Here is a 12,250-nt window from a genome sequence, read left to right as displayed (position 1 = left end):
ATGCCCGCGTTGACGCCATCCGAGATCAGCGCGATCGATACGGCGCACGTCTGGCACCCCTACAGCACCATCGGTGCCGAAGCGCCGGCACCCGTGGTCGCCCTCGCTGCCAAGGGGGCGTGGCTGACGCTGATGCACGACGGCCGGCCCGTCCAGGCACTGGACGCGATGAGTTCGTGGTGGACCGCGGTGCACGGGCACGGCCACCCGGTGCTCGACGCGGCCATCACCGCTCAGTTGGCCACCATGAACCACGTGATGTTCGGCGGCCTGACCCATGAGCCCGCGGCGCGGCTGGCGCAGCTGCTGGTCCAGATCACGCCCACCGGTCTGGAGACGGTGTTCTTCAGCGATTCCGGGTCGGTCGCCGTGGAGGTGGCCGCCAAGATGGCGCTGCAGTACTGGCGCAGCCTGGGCAACCCGGCCAAACACCGGCTGATGACGTGGCGGGGCGGCTATCACGGCGACACCTTCACCCCGATGAGCGTGTGCGATCCCGACGGCGGCATGCACGACCTGTGGACCGACGTCCTGACGCCTCAGATCTTCGCCCCCCAGGTGCCGAGCGAGTACGACGCCGCCTACAGCGCCGCGTTCGAAGCGCAACTGGCCGAGCATGCCGACGAGTTGGCGGCCGTCATCGTCGAGCCGGTGGTGCAAGGTGCGGGCGGTATGCGCTTCCACGATCCGCGGTACCTGACCGACCTGCGGGCCGCCTGCGACCGGCATGGGGTGCTGCTGATCTTCGACGAGATCGCCACAGGTTTCGGCCGCACCGGCGCCCTGTTCGCCGCCGACCACGCCGGCGTCACGCCCGACATCATGTGTGTCGGCAAGGCGCTGACCGGCGGTTACGTCACCCTCGCGGCGACGCTCTGCACGTCGGCGCTGGCGCAGACCATCAGCGCGGGGGAGCCCGGCGCGCTGATGCACGGCCCGACGTTCATGGCCAACGCTCTGGCGTGTGCGGTGTCGGTGGCCTCGGTGGAGCTGTTGCTCGGCAGCGACTGGCAGGCCCGGGTCACCGAGATCGAGGCCGGCCTACGCGAGGGCCTGGCCCCGGCCTGGGGACTCGCCGGCGTCGCCGACGTCCGGGTGCTCGGCGCGATCGGGGTGATCGAGATGGTGGACCCGGTCGACATGGCGGTCGCGACCGAGGCGGCGTTGCGGCACGGCGTGTGGCTTCGGCCGTTCGGCAGGCTCGTCTACGCCATGCCGCCGTTCATCTGCACGCAGGACGAGGTGGCCCAGATCGGTTCGGCGATGGTGGCCGTCGCCGATGCATTAACCTGAACGGTGTTCAAGTCATTCAAGGAGCTGTAGTGACGCGCACCGGACTCTCACCGCTGGCCTGGCTGGCCGGTGTCGAACAGCAACGCCGCGAGGCCGGTCTGCGGCGCGTGCTGCGGGTCCGGCCGCCCGTCGGCGCTGAACTCGACCTGGCCTCCAACGACTACCTCGGCTTGTCGCAGCACCCCGCGGTGCTGGACGGCGGTGTCGAAGCCCTGCGCACTTGGGGTGCAGGCGCGGGCGGATCCCGCCTGGTCACCGGCAACACCGAACTGCACGAAGAGTTCGAGACCGAACTGGCGCAGTTCACCGGCGCGGAGTCGGCGCTGGTGTTCTCCTCTGGCTACACCGCCAACCTCGGTGCGCTGGTCGCACTGTCCGGGCCGGGGTCGCTCATCGTCTCCGATGCGCTGTCGCACGCGTCGCTCGTCGACGCCTGCCGGCTGTCGCGGGCGCGTGTCACGGTCGCCCCGCATCGCGATGTCGCCGCCGTCGAGGCGGCACTGGCCACGCGGTCCGAAGAGCGCGCCGTGGTGGTCACCGAGTCCGTCTTCTCCACCGATGGTGTGCTGGCGCCACTGCGCGCACTCCACGACGTGTGCCGCAGGCACGGTGCGCTGCTGTTGGTGGACGAGGCGCACGGGCTCGGGGTACGCGGCACCGGCGGGCAGGGCCTGCTGCATGAGACCGGACTGGCCGGCGCGGCCGATGTGGTCATGACGACGACGCTGTCCAAGGCGCTGGGCTCGCAGGGCGGAGTGGTGCTGGGCCCGGAGGTGGTGCGCGCGCACCTGATCGACGCGGCCCGTCCCTTCATCTTCGACACCGGGCTGGCACCTGCGGCGGTGGGCGCGGCTCTGGCGGCGTTGCGGGTGCTGATCGCGGAGCCCCGGCGCGCCGGGGCAGTCCTGACGCGCGCCGCCGAGCTCGCCCGCATCTGCGGGGTGGCCGAGGATCCCACCTCCGCGGTGGTGTCGGTCATCCTCGGCGAACCCGACGTGGCGGTCGCCGCGGCTGCAGCCTGCCTGGACCGCGGGGTGCGGGTCGGCTGTTTCCGCCCGCCGACCGTGCCCGCCGGCACCTCCCGGTTGCGCCTGACGGCACGGGCCTCGCTCACCGATGACGAAATGGAGCTGGCGGGGACCGTGCTCACCGAGGTCCTGGCCGTCACCCGGTGAGCCTGCTGCTGGTGACCGGCACCGATACCGGTGTCGGCAAGACGGTGACCACCGCGGCACTGGCGTCCGCGGCCCGGCAGGCCGGGCTGGACGTCGCGGTGAGCAAGCCGGTGCAGACCGGCACGATCGACGGGGATGACGACCTCGGCGAGGTGCGCAGGCTTTCCGGCGTCACCGCGCTGCACGGCGGCTGGCGTTACCCCGAGGCGCTGGCGCCGGTGGCCGCGGCGTACCGGGCGGACATGGTTCTGCCGACCCGGGCCGAGTTGGTGGCGTCGGTGCGCGTTGCGGACGAACCCGGACGCCTCACGCTGGTCGAGGGTGCGGGCGGACTGTTGGTCGAGCTCGGCGCCGATGGGGTGACCCTGCGCGACCTGGCCATCGATCTGGGTGCGCCGGTGCTTCTCGTCGTGTCGCCGGGGCTGGGCACCTTGAACCACACCGCCTTGACGCTGGAATCCCTTGCTGCCCAAGATGTTCCATGTGCAGGCTTGGTCATCGGCGCGTGGCCGCGCGATCCCGGCGTCGCCGAGCAGGGCAACCGAGACGCACTGGCGGAGCTGGCTCCGGTCCGCGCCGTGCTGCCGGCCGGCGCCGCCGCCGGTACGGATTTCGAGACGATCAGCGCTGGCGCGTTCGACCCGGACTGGCTGGCAGGCCTGGTGTAGCGATGGCCCACTCGGTCGAGTTGCTGTTGGATCCCGACGCCGACCGCGCCATCCGCGGCGTATGGGACATCCTGGCCGAGGCGGGAGTGCGCAGCCAGGCCGCGCACCGCGCGCCGAGTAACCGGCCGCACGTCACGATGACGGTGTCCGCAGCGATCTCCGGCGTCGTCGATGCCGAGTTGGCCGAGGCGGCGGCTACGCTTCCGCTGCCGTGCCGGATCGGGGCACCGATCCTGTTCGGGAGTGGCCCGTTCACCCTGGCGCGGCTGGTGGTGCCCTCTGCCGAGCTGCTCCGGCTGCACGCCCAGATCTACCGGATCTGCTTGCCGCACATGCCTTCCGGGGCTTTCGCGCATGCTGAGCCCGGTCATTGGACCCCGCACGTCACCCTGGCCCGGCGACTGGATGCCGCGCTGCTGGAAAAGGCGATGCCGTTGGCCGGCGTGGAGATCGACGGGACGTTCGCGGGCCTACGGCGCTGGGATGGCGACGCCAGGCACGAATACAGGTTCGACGTCTGAGGTCACGGGTGTGGCTGCGCGAGCCGCCCGGAGACGATGTCGTTCAGCGCGGCGATGTGCCCGGTGAAGGCCCGCCGGCCGGTGTCCGTCAGTCGGGCGCGCAGCTTGTGCCTACTGCCCTCGAGTCGGCGTTCGGTGCTGAGGTAGCCGGCGTCCTCGAGCGCGGCGAGCTGTTTGGACAGCGCCGAATCGGACAACCCGACCCGGTCTTTGAGAAAGCTGAACTCGGCCCAGTCCGCGGCGGCCAGAGTGGCCACCAGGGTCAGCCGGGTGCTCGGGTGGATCAGTTCGTCGAACCGCGCGGGATCAGGCATGCACCCACCGGCGGGTGCAGCGCAGGATCTCAGGGCCCCCGAATCCGACGACGGCGGCGGCCAGCACGGAGGCCCAGGTGCCTGCATGCCGGACTCCGTCCGCGTGCAGGGCCAGCGCCGCGGCGATGGTCAGTACGACCAGGGTGATAAGGATGCCGACCACCACCAGTGCCACCCGGCGTCCGGCGGTTTCCGCGCTGACCTGGAGTCGGTCCGACCGCCGACGGCCGTCGAGCAGCCGCGACGCGAGTACCGCATGGCCGAGGGAGAAACCGACCGTCGCCACCGTGGCCAGCCAGCGCGGTCCGACGTCGCCGAGGACGCCCAACGTCACCCAGCCGGCTGCCATTGCCCACCAATAGCCGCGGGGGAGGCCGACCTCGTCTGCGACCCGGCCGCGGGCCCGCTCGGCCGCCTCGAGTGCATTCTTGGCCCCGTCGCGGGTGATCTCGTCCATGCCGCCCTCCCTTTCCTTGGTGGAAACAAGGCTTCACTTTCCGGCCTGGAAAGTCAAGCCTGCGTCTGGAATGCTGGGCTCATGGACCGCGCTGCGATCATCCGCGCCGAATCCGACCGCCTCGCAGCGGTGCTCACCGCCGTCGCCCCGGAGGCTCCGTGTCCGACGTGTCCGGGGTGGAATGCGTCAGATCTACTGTGGCACCTGACCGAGGTGCACTGGTTCTGGTCCCAGGTGCTCGCGCGCGACGCCCGTACCGCTGCCGACATCGGTGCGATAGAAGGCGCGAAACCGTCGAGGCCGACGGCTGTCGGCGACCTGCTTGCGCTGCGCGAGCGCAGTACCGGGCACCTGTTGGAGCAGTTGACAGTGCTGGCGGACGGCGATCAGCGATGGTCCTGGTGGGAGTCGGATCAGACGGTCGGCTTCACCCGCAGGATGCAGACCTACGAGGCGACCATGCACCGGGTCGACGCCGAACTGACGGCCGGCGTGCCCGTCGGTCCGATCGCACCCGAGGTCGCTGCCGGCGCCCTCGATCATGCCGTCGACGTCATGTGGGGCTGGCTGCCGGACGACGCGCGCTACGAGCCGCTGGCCACCGCTGAATTCGTCGCCTCGGATCTGGATCGGCGCTGGCTTGTCGAGGTCGGCCGGTGGACCGCCGCGTCCGGAGCGAGTGAGCCCCGCGCCCAGCGAGCAACCCCAGGACCTGCGAGCGTCGTGGTGACGGCGCCCGCCGAGGAGTTGGCGCTGTGGGCGTGGACGCGCGGCGGTTCGGTCTCGGTGACGGGGGAGCCGTCAGCCGAGGCGGCGCTGCGCGAGGTCGTCGGCAACGGCATGCAATGACCCGGTGTCGCCGTGCGCGGCCAAGCCGTCGATCAGCACCGTTAGGCCGAACGCGAAGCGCCGGGACGGTTCGGCGGTGAGGACGGACTGCCCGTCGGGCAGGGTCGCGCCCGCGGCATCCCATTGCAGCCGGGATTGCTCGTCGGCGGTGAAGCCCAGCACGTAATAGACCACGGTGCGGGCCGCCAGGTCGGAATCCGGACCCGCCACCCCGGCGTCCGCGGCGGCGGCCGACAGACGCGACACGATCTCGGTCATGGCTTCCGATTGCCCGGCCGCGAAGCTGGCGGACACCAGTTCGGCGCCGTCGGTGTGCGACAAAAGGGCGTCGCGGAGCCGGTGGCAGGCGTCGACGATCTGGTCGCGCCAGCCGGGCCTGCGGTGTGGCTCCAGTGCGGGTTGCAGAATGCGGTCGGCCACCGCGCCCAGCAGCTCCTGCTTGTTCGCGAAATGCCAGTACAGCGCTCCGGGAGTGACGGTCAGTTCGCGCGCCAGCCTGCGCATGGTCAGGTCTGCCATCCCGAAGTTGTCCAGGATCGCCGTCGCGGCATCTACTACGTCACGTTTGTGCAGCTGCACACGGTTACTCTAACCTGAACACTGTTCAACAGTCGGCATGGTTAGGGAGCGCATCGGGTGAGCGACATTCTGGTTCAGGCACGCGAGCAGGTACTCGACCGTGGCGTGGGCCTCGATCAGGATCAGACCCTGCAGGTGCTCCAACTGCCCGACGATCAACTCGACGACCTGCTGGCGCTGGCCCACGACGTGCGGATGAAGTGGTGCGGACCCGAGGTCGAGGTCGAGGGCATCATCAGCCTCAAGACCGGCGGTTGCCCCGAGGATTGCCACTTCTGTTCGCAGTCAGGGCTTTTCGCCTCGCCCGTGCGCAGCGCCTGGCTGGACATCCCGAGCCTGGTTGAGGCCGCCAAGCAGACCGCCAAGAGCGGCGCCACCGAATTCTGCATCGTGGCCGCTGTCCGTGGCCCGGACGAGCGCCTGCTGGCCCAGGTGGCCGCCGGCATCGAAGCCATCCGCAACGAGGTCGACATCCAGATCGCCTGCTCGCTGGGCATGCTGACCCAGGAGCAGGTGGACCGCCTCAAGGACATGGGCGTGCACCGCTACAACCACAACCTGGAGACCGCTCAGTCGTACTTCCCGAACGTCGTCACCACCCACTCGTGGGAGGAGCGCTGGGGCACGCTGGAAATGGTGCGCGAAGCCGGCATGGAGGTCTGCTGCGGCGGCATCCTCGGCATGGGCGAGACGTTGGAACAGCGGGCCGAGTTCGCCGCCAATCTGGCCGAACTCAACCCGCACGAGGTTCCGCTGAACTTCCTGAACCCGCGTCCAGGCACGCCGTTCGGTGACCTGGAGGTGCTGCCGGCCGCAGACGCGCTGCGGGCCGTCGCCGCGTTCCGGCTGGCGTTGCCGCGCACCATGCTGCGGTTCGCCGGTGGCCGCGAGATCACCCTCGGTGACCTCGGCGCAAAGCAGGGCATCCTGGGCGGGATCAACGCCGTCATCGTTGGCAACTACCTCACCACGCTGGGCCGGCCCGCCGAATCCGACCTGGAACTGCTCGTCGATCTGCAGATGCCGATCAAGGCACTCAACGCCACCCTGTAGAACGTGGTGGTGATGCTGAACGAAGGTGCCGCCCTGCCCACCCCCGTGGGTGCGGGGGTCTACAACGTGTACACCGGGGGCCCGGCGGGCAGCTCCGTGCCGACCGCGGCCCAGCTGGGTCTGGAACCGCCGCGGTTCTGCGCCGAGTGCGGGCGGCGGATGATCGTCCAGGTGCGTCCGGACGGCTGGTGGGCCAAGTGCTCGCGCCACGGTCAGGTCGACTCCAAGGACCTGGATACCAGGCGATGACGGCGTTGGAAGCGAATGTTGCTGGCGCTCCCAAGGTTTCGCGGATCGCCGCCGCCATCCGGGTCGCCGTCGGCGTCGCGCTGGCCGGGGTGCTCGTAGGTGCCTTGTGGGCCTGGTTGGCACCGCCGATTCACGGGGTGATCGCCCTGACCAAGAGCGGCAACCGGGTGACGGCGTATCTGGGCAACGAGTCCGACAACTTCTTCCTCGGCGAATTCCTGCTCGTCGGTATGCTGACGGCCCTGACGGTGGTGGCGGCAGTCCTGGTGTGGCAGTGGCGCCCGCACCGCGGGCCGGTGCTGCTGGCCGCGTTGACCCTGGGCGCGGCGGGTGCGGCCGGTGTTGCGGCGGGAATCGGCGCGGTGCTGGTTCGTTGGCGCTACGGCGTGGTCGACATCGCTGCGGCGCCGGTGACCCCCGAGCACCGGATCCACTACGTCACCGAAGCGCCCGCGGTGTTCTTCGGCCACGGTGTGCTGCAGATCGCCGCGACGATCTTGTTGCCGGCGGCGGTGGCGGCTCTGGTCTACACGCTCGCCGCGCTGTCCACCCCGCGCGACGACCTGGGTGCATGGCCGCCGGTGGAGTATGCCGGGGTATACCCACCGATTCCGGTGGCGGTCAGCGCGGCGGGCGTCGGTATCGACCCTCCCGCGGCACCCGGAACAGCGTCCTAACTGGACTTATGTCCGGGTAGTGCAGATACCGCAAACGTAGCCCCCACAAAGCACGTGCACATAGGTAAATTGACGCGCGCAAAGCTGATTCACAGCAAACAGCATTCGCGTCATTTATCTACAGTGAGGTCTTGTTCATGCGCATCGTGTCCTTCGGATTCCAGACATGGGGAGTGAAGACACTTCAGGCATTGGTCGATCTGGGGCACGAGGTGACGCTCGCCGTCACCCACCCGGCGAGCGACGACTCCTACAAGGGCATCTTCTCCGACTCGGTCGAGGAACTGGCCGAGAGTCTCGGCATCCCGGTGCACCTCACCGAGCGGGTGGGGAACGACACCATCGACCTGGTCAAGCGTGCCGAGCCCGACGTGATCGTGGTCAACAGCTGGTACACGTGGATGCCGCCGGAGCTTTATGAGCTCCCGCCGCACGGAACCCTGAACCTGCACGACTCGCTGCTGCCCAAGGGCACCGGGTTCTCGCCGGTGCTGTGGTCGCTGATCAGCGGCGAGTCGCAGATCGGGCTGACGATCCACCGGATGGACGAGAACCTCGACACCGGGGACATCTTGGTCCAGCACGCGCTGCCGATCGGCCCCCGTGACACGGGCACCGAACTGGTGGAGCGCGGCATCGCGCTGATTCCCGGCGCACTCAAGGAGGCGCTGACGGCGCTGGAGTCCGGCACGCCGGCATGGCGGCCGCAGAACAAGGCCGAGCGGACCTACTTCCACAAGCGTTCCGAACGGGACAGCCTGCTCGACTGGACCTGGCCCGCCGAGGTGCTCGAGCGGTTGGTGCGCGCCCTCTCCGAGCCCTACCCGCCGGCGTTCACGTTCTATCGGGGCGAACGCATCGAGGTCCTCGAGGCGAAGCTCTCGGAGGTCCGGTACGGCGGCACCCCGGGGCGGGTGATCGTCCAGGAGGACGGCGGCGCCGTGGTGTCCGGCCCGGAGTCCTATCTCGGCGGCAATCGCGGGCTGGTCATCACCAAGGTCCGTTCCGCCGACGGTGCCGAGCACAGCGGGGACAAGTTCTTCCGCCGCGGCGGCTACCTCACCGCGCAGGCCTGATCTCATGCCGATGCTGGAGTACAAGGCGACGCCACCCTGGCTGCGCGCCGCCCGCCGCCGGATGATCGCGCTGATCCCCATTCGGTTGATGCGCCACGTTTTCTATGTGCTGATGATTCGCAAGCGGGGCAATTTCACCGAGCCGGTGACCTTCAACGAGAAGGTGAACTGGCGGATCTTCAACGATCGTCGGGACCGGATCGTCAAGGCCTGCGACAAGATGTGGATGAAGGAGATGGCCAGGGCCGCATACCCGGGCGCCGACCTGCGCATCCCGGCGACCTACTGGTCCGGTACCGACTTGCGCGACGCCCCCGATCTGATGACGCTGCCACCCTGGGTGCTCAAGCCCAATCACAGCAGCGGGCATGCGGTGTTCGGTCCCGATCCCCAGACCGATCTGGCGGACCTGCGCGCGCGGACCCAGATCTGGTTCGAGGAGACGCCGCTGGAACTCGGCGAGTGGGGGTACAGCGAAGCCCGGCCGCAGCTGCTCCTCGAGGAGCGCATCCCGACCCCCGACGGCAACCCGCCGGTGGACTACAAGTTCTTCGTCTTCGACGGCCGCGTGGAGATGATCCAGGTGAACAGGGGCCGGTTCGGAACCCATCAGACCGCGACGTTTCTGGATGCGGCGTGGCGGCGGCTGCCGGTGCGATGGCGGATCCAGCCGGTGGCCGACGAGCAGCGGCCGGCCGAGCTCGACAAGATGATGGAGATCGCCGGCATCCTCGGGGCCGACTGGGACTTCATCCGGATCGACCTGTACGCCGTCGACGGCGAAGTGTGGTTCGGCGAATACACGCCCTACCCGGGCAGTGGCCTGTTGCGATATCAGCCGATGACCTTCGACGTTGAGCAGGGACGACACTGGTCACTGCCGTCCTTGGCGGACGTGCAACGCGGCCAATTCTGAGAAGAGTCTCAGTTAACTTAGCGTCTGCTACCCTCGCAAGGCCCGGGTTATTAACGCCCGGGGAAAATAGCCGGTGCACGGAGCCTGGCTTGCAACGTTGCGAGGTGACTGTGTCATGGCGTCCCTGACCTACCGGAAAACCCCGACGTGGTTGGCCGCCCCGCGGCGGGCGTTGATCGCGGCGGTTCCGCTTCCGGCGCTACGGCACGGGTTGTTCCTCTCGACGATGGGCAAGCGAGGAAATTTCACCGAGCCGGAGACCTTCAACGAGAAGGTGAACTGGCGGATCTTCAACGATCGCCGGGACCGGATCGTCAAGGCCTGCGACAAGATCTGGATGAAGGAGATGGCCCGCGACGCCCATCCCGGTGACAACCTGCGCATCCCGGCGACCTACTGGTCCGGTACCGACCTGCGCGACGCGCCTGACCTGATGACGCTGCCGCCGTGGGTGCTCAAGCCCAATCACAGCAGCGGGCACGCGTTGTTCGGGCCCGATCCGCAGACCGACCTGGCCGACCTGCGCCGACGGACCAGGAGCTGGTTCGACGAGACACCACTGGAGATGGGCGAGTGGGGTTACGGCGTGGCGCGCCCGCAGTTGCTACTCGAAGAGCGCATCCCGACGCCCGACGACCGCCTGCCGGTGGACTACAAGTTCTTCGTCTTCGACGGCCGCGTGAAGATGATCCAGGTGAACCGCAATCGGTATGGCACCAACCAGACCGCGACCTTCGTCGACGCGGACTGGCGCCGACTGCCGGTGCGATGGACCAATCAGTCGGTGGCCGATGAGCGGCGGCCGGCCGAGCTGGACAAGATGCTGGAGGTCGCCGGCATTCTGGGTGCAGGGTGGGACTTCGTCCGCATCGACTTGTACGCCGTCGACGGCGACGTCTGGTTCGGCGAATACACCCCCTACCCGGGCGGCGGTCTACGCCGATTCAAACCGGAGACGTTCGACCGCGAATTGGGTGCGCACTGGCAGCTGCCGACGCCGGCGCAGGTGCGCCGCGGGATGCCCTGATCGCGTCAGCGGTCGAAGACCGACAACGGTAGATGGCGAATTCGTTGGCCGGTCAGCACTTTCGCCGTGATGACGGCCAGCCGGGCCATTCCGCGATACGTCGACGGGTTCAGCAGGGTCGGCCACTTGGTGCGCCGCAGATTGGCATCCAGCGGGCGCCCGGCGAACCGGTCTGACAGCCAGCGCAGCGCCATCGGGGCTGACATCGGGTGCAGCAGCAGGTGCTCACTGAACATGTCCCGGTGATAGGTCACCTGCGCGCCGCCGGAAGAGTACGTCTCGGCGAGTTCGTCGATGCCCTCGACGGAGATGATCTCGTCGTGCACGGCCTGGATGATGAGCACCGGTGGGGTCGGCACCGCGGCCCCGAGCTTGATCTCGTCGAAGACGTGCCGCACTTCCGGCGTCGACAGGATCTGTTCCAGGGGCTGATCCAGCATGTCGCCCATGTCGGTGCGCATCAGGCGCAGCACGGCTTCCACGGTGGTCATGTGGTGCAGCCGCTCCAGAAGGTCGCGGCCGTCGGGATTGGCGTGCTCATCGATGATGCGGCGCAGACCGGGATAGACGTCGGCCAGGGCCGCGACCACCAGGGCGGGCAGCGCCGAGGCGAAGGTGCCGTTGAGCCGGCGGAAGGTATGCCCCAGATCACCGACCGGCGAGCCGAGGACGGCACCGACGATGTTGAGCTCGGGCGCGTAGCTGCCGCACACCTCCGCGGCCCACGCGGTCGCCAGGCCGCCTCCCGAATAACCCCACAGGCCGATGGGCGCTTCGGACGAGAGCTTCAGGCGCTCGCATCCGACGGCGGCACGCAGCCCGTCGAGAATCCGGTAGCCCGGCTCATACGGGGTGCCCCAGGTGCCGTCGCGGCCCTCGTGATCGGGCACCGAGACCGCCCAGCCCTCGGCGATCGCCGCCGCGATCAGCAGCAGTTCGAACTGCGGCACCGCGCCGGGGGCCACCGACCTTCGGCGCAGTGCGTACGACGGGAAGCATCGAGAGGTGATGGCGTCGATGGCGCACTGATAGGAGATCAGGGGAGCGGTGCCCGCATGTTCGCGGTCGGCGGGCAGCAGGATGGTCGTGGCGGCGGCGTCGGGGCGGCCGTTCATGTCGGTGGTCCGGTACAGCAGCTGCACGGCGCGCACCTGTTGCGGGATCAACCCGAGGAAGGCGACCTCGACATCCCTGCTGCGCAGCACGGTGCCGGCCTCGGCGTGCTGGAAGCCGGTCGGGGCGTCGTAGAACGGGTCGTCGCTGGGCAGCACGGGACGGGCGCCGCGTTCGAGCGCCTGGTGGGGGACACGACCGATCCATTCGGCACCGGTCGCGCTGGCCGCACTGCCCAAGTCCATCCAGGCATTGTTGCTTAAGAAGGGTCTAAGAAGCCAGT

15 protein-coding genes are annotated in these 12,250 nt (G+C 68.9%); 11 read left to right on the top strand and 4 right to left on the bottom strand.

The window, feature by feature from the left end; all coding sequences use genetic code 11:
- The 4 genes from AC1DY7_RS02120 to AC1DY7_RS02105 are packed head-to-tail and all read left to right on the top strand — an operon-like array spanning window position 1 to window position 3,657.
- Window positions 1-1,293: an adenosylmethionine--8-amino-7-oxononanoate transaminase gene (locus AC1DY7_RS02120; RefSeq protein WP_477492003.1), complete on the top strand. Its 1,293-nt coding sequence runs from the start codon at window positions 1-3 to the stop codon at window positions 1,291-1,293.
- 29 nt (window positions 1,294-1,322) lie between these two features.
- Window positions 1,323-2,468: an 8-amino-7-oxononanoate synthase gene (locus AC1DY7_RS02115; RefSeq protein ID WP_477492002.1), complete on the top strand. Its 1,146-nt coding sequence runs from the start codon at window positions 1,323-1,325 to the stop codon at window positions 2,466-2,468.
- Window positions 2,465-3,136, top strand: coding sequence for a dethiobiotin synthase (gene bioD / locus AC1DY7_RS02110; RefSeq protein WP_477492001.1), 672 nt, complete (start codon window positions 2,465-2,467; stop codon window positions 3,134-3,136). The genes AC1DY7_RS02115 and bioD overlap by 4 nt, the downstream gene beginning before the upstream one ends.
- A gap of 2 nt (window positions 3,137-3,138) precedes the next feature.
- A complete protein-coding gene (locus AC1DY7_RS02105; protein ID WP_477492000.1) occupies window positions 3,139-3,657 on the top strand; it encodes a 2'-5' RNA ligase family protein in 519 nt (172 codons plus the stop codon).
- 2 nt (window positions 3,658-3,659) lie between these two features.
- Here the strand turns inward: AC1DY7_RS02105 and AC1DY7_RS02100 are convergent, their stop codons facing one another.
- Both AC1DY7_RS02100 and AC1DY7_RS02095 read right to left on the bottom strand, forming a co-directional pair.
- Entirely contained in the window at window positions 3,660-3,971 is a 312-nt protein-coding gene (locus AC1DY7_RS02100) for a transcriptional regulator (protein WP_477491999.1), read from the bottom strand.
- Entirely contained in the window at window positions 3,964-4,428 is a 465-nt protein-coding gene (locus AC1DY7_RS02095) for a hypothetical protein (RefSeq protein ID WP_477491998.1), read from the bottom strand. The genes AC1DY7_RS02100 and AC1DY7_RS02095 overlap by 8 nt, the downstream gene beginning before the upstream one ends.
- Window positions 4,429-4,509: 81 nt before the next feature.
- Here AC1DY7_RS02095 and AC1DY7_RS02090 point away from each other — a divergent pair, with 81 nt between their 5' ends.
- Window positions 4,510-5,277, top strand: coding sequence for a maleylpyruvate isomerase family mycothiol-dependent enzyme (locus AC1DY7_RS02090; RefSeq protein ID WP_477491997.1), 768 nt, complete (start codon window positions 4,510-4,512; stop codon window positions 5,275-5,277).
- Here the strand turns inward: AC1DY7_RS02090 and AC1DY7_RS02085 are convergent.
- Window positions 5,230-5,856, bottom strand: a complete 627-nt coding sequence (locus AC1DY7_RS02085) for a TetR/AcrR family transcriptional regulator C-terminal domain-containing protein (protein ID WP_477491996.1) — start codon at window positions 5,854-5,856, stop codon at window positions 5,230-5,232. The two genes, AC1DY7_RS02090 and AC1DY7_RS02085, sit on opposite strands and share 48 nt — an antisense overlap.
- Window positions 5,857-5,913: 57 nt before the next feature.
- Here AC1DY7_RS02085 and bioB point away from each other — a divergent pair, with 57 nt between their 5' ends.
- The 6 genes from bioB (at window position 5,914) to AC1DY7_RS02055 (ending at window position 10,854) form a co-directional block, all read left to right on the top strand.
- Entirely contained in the window at window positions 5,914-6,909 is a 996-nt protein-coding gene (bioB, locus tag AC1DY7_RS02080) for a biotin synthase BioB (RefSeq protein ID WP_477491995.1), read from the top strand.
- A 12-nt stretch (window positions 6,910-6,921) separates the two neighbouring features.
- Window positions 6,922-7,158, top strand: a complete 237-nt coding sequence (bsaP, locus tag AC1DY7_RS02075; protein ID WP_477492214.1) for a biotin synthase auxiliary protein BsaP — start codon at window positions 6,922-6,924, stop codon at window positions 7,156-7,158.
- Entirely contained in the window at window positions 7,155-7,835 is a 681-nt protein-coding gene (locus tag AC1DY7_RS02070; protein ID WP_477491994.1) for a DUF2567 domain-containing protein, read from the top strand. The genes bsaP and AC1DY7_RS02070 overlap by 4 nt, the downstream gene beginning before the upstream one ends.
- A gap of 137 nt (window positions 7,836-7,972) precedes the next feature.
- Window positions 7,973-8,911 (top strand): methionyl-tRNA formyltransferase, encoded by a 939-nt coding sequence (locus tag AC1DY7_RS02065; protein ID WP_477491993.1) that lies wholly within the window; start codon window positions 7,973-7,975, stop codon window positions 8,909-8,911.
- Window positions 8,912-8,921: 10 nt separating this feature from the next.
- Window positions 8,922-9,827, top strand: a complete 906-nt coding sequence (locus tag AC1DY7_RS02060; RefSeq protein ID WP_477491992.1) for an ATP-grasp fold amidoligase family protein — start codon at window positions 8,922-8,924, stop codon at window positions 9,825-9,827.
- Window positions 9,828-9,942: 115 nt separating this feature from the next.
- Window positions 9,943-10,854 carry an ATP-grasp fold amidoligase family protein gene (locus tag AC1DY7_RS02055; RefSeq protein WP_477491991.1) on the top strand — a complete coding sequence of 304 codons (912 nt, stop codon included), beginning with the start codon at window positions 9,943-9,945 and terminating at the stop codon, window positions 10,852-10,854.
- Window positions 10,855-10,859: 5 nt separating this feature from the next.
- On the opposite strand, the gene AC1DY7_RS02050 is transcribed toward AC1DY7_RS02055, so the two are convergent.
- Window positions 10,860-12,212, bottom strand: a complete 1,353-nt coding sequence (locus AC1DY7_RS02050) for a lipase family protein (RefSeq protein ID WP_477491990.1) — start codon at window positions 12,210-12,212, stop codon at window positions 10,860-10,862.
- Between the last annotated feature and the right edge of the window lie 38 nt (window positions 12,213-12,250).

The organism is Mycobacterium sp. P2_H7, assembly GCF_056403275.1.
This window is presented reverse-complemented; position numbering and strand designations above follow the sequence as displayed.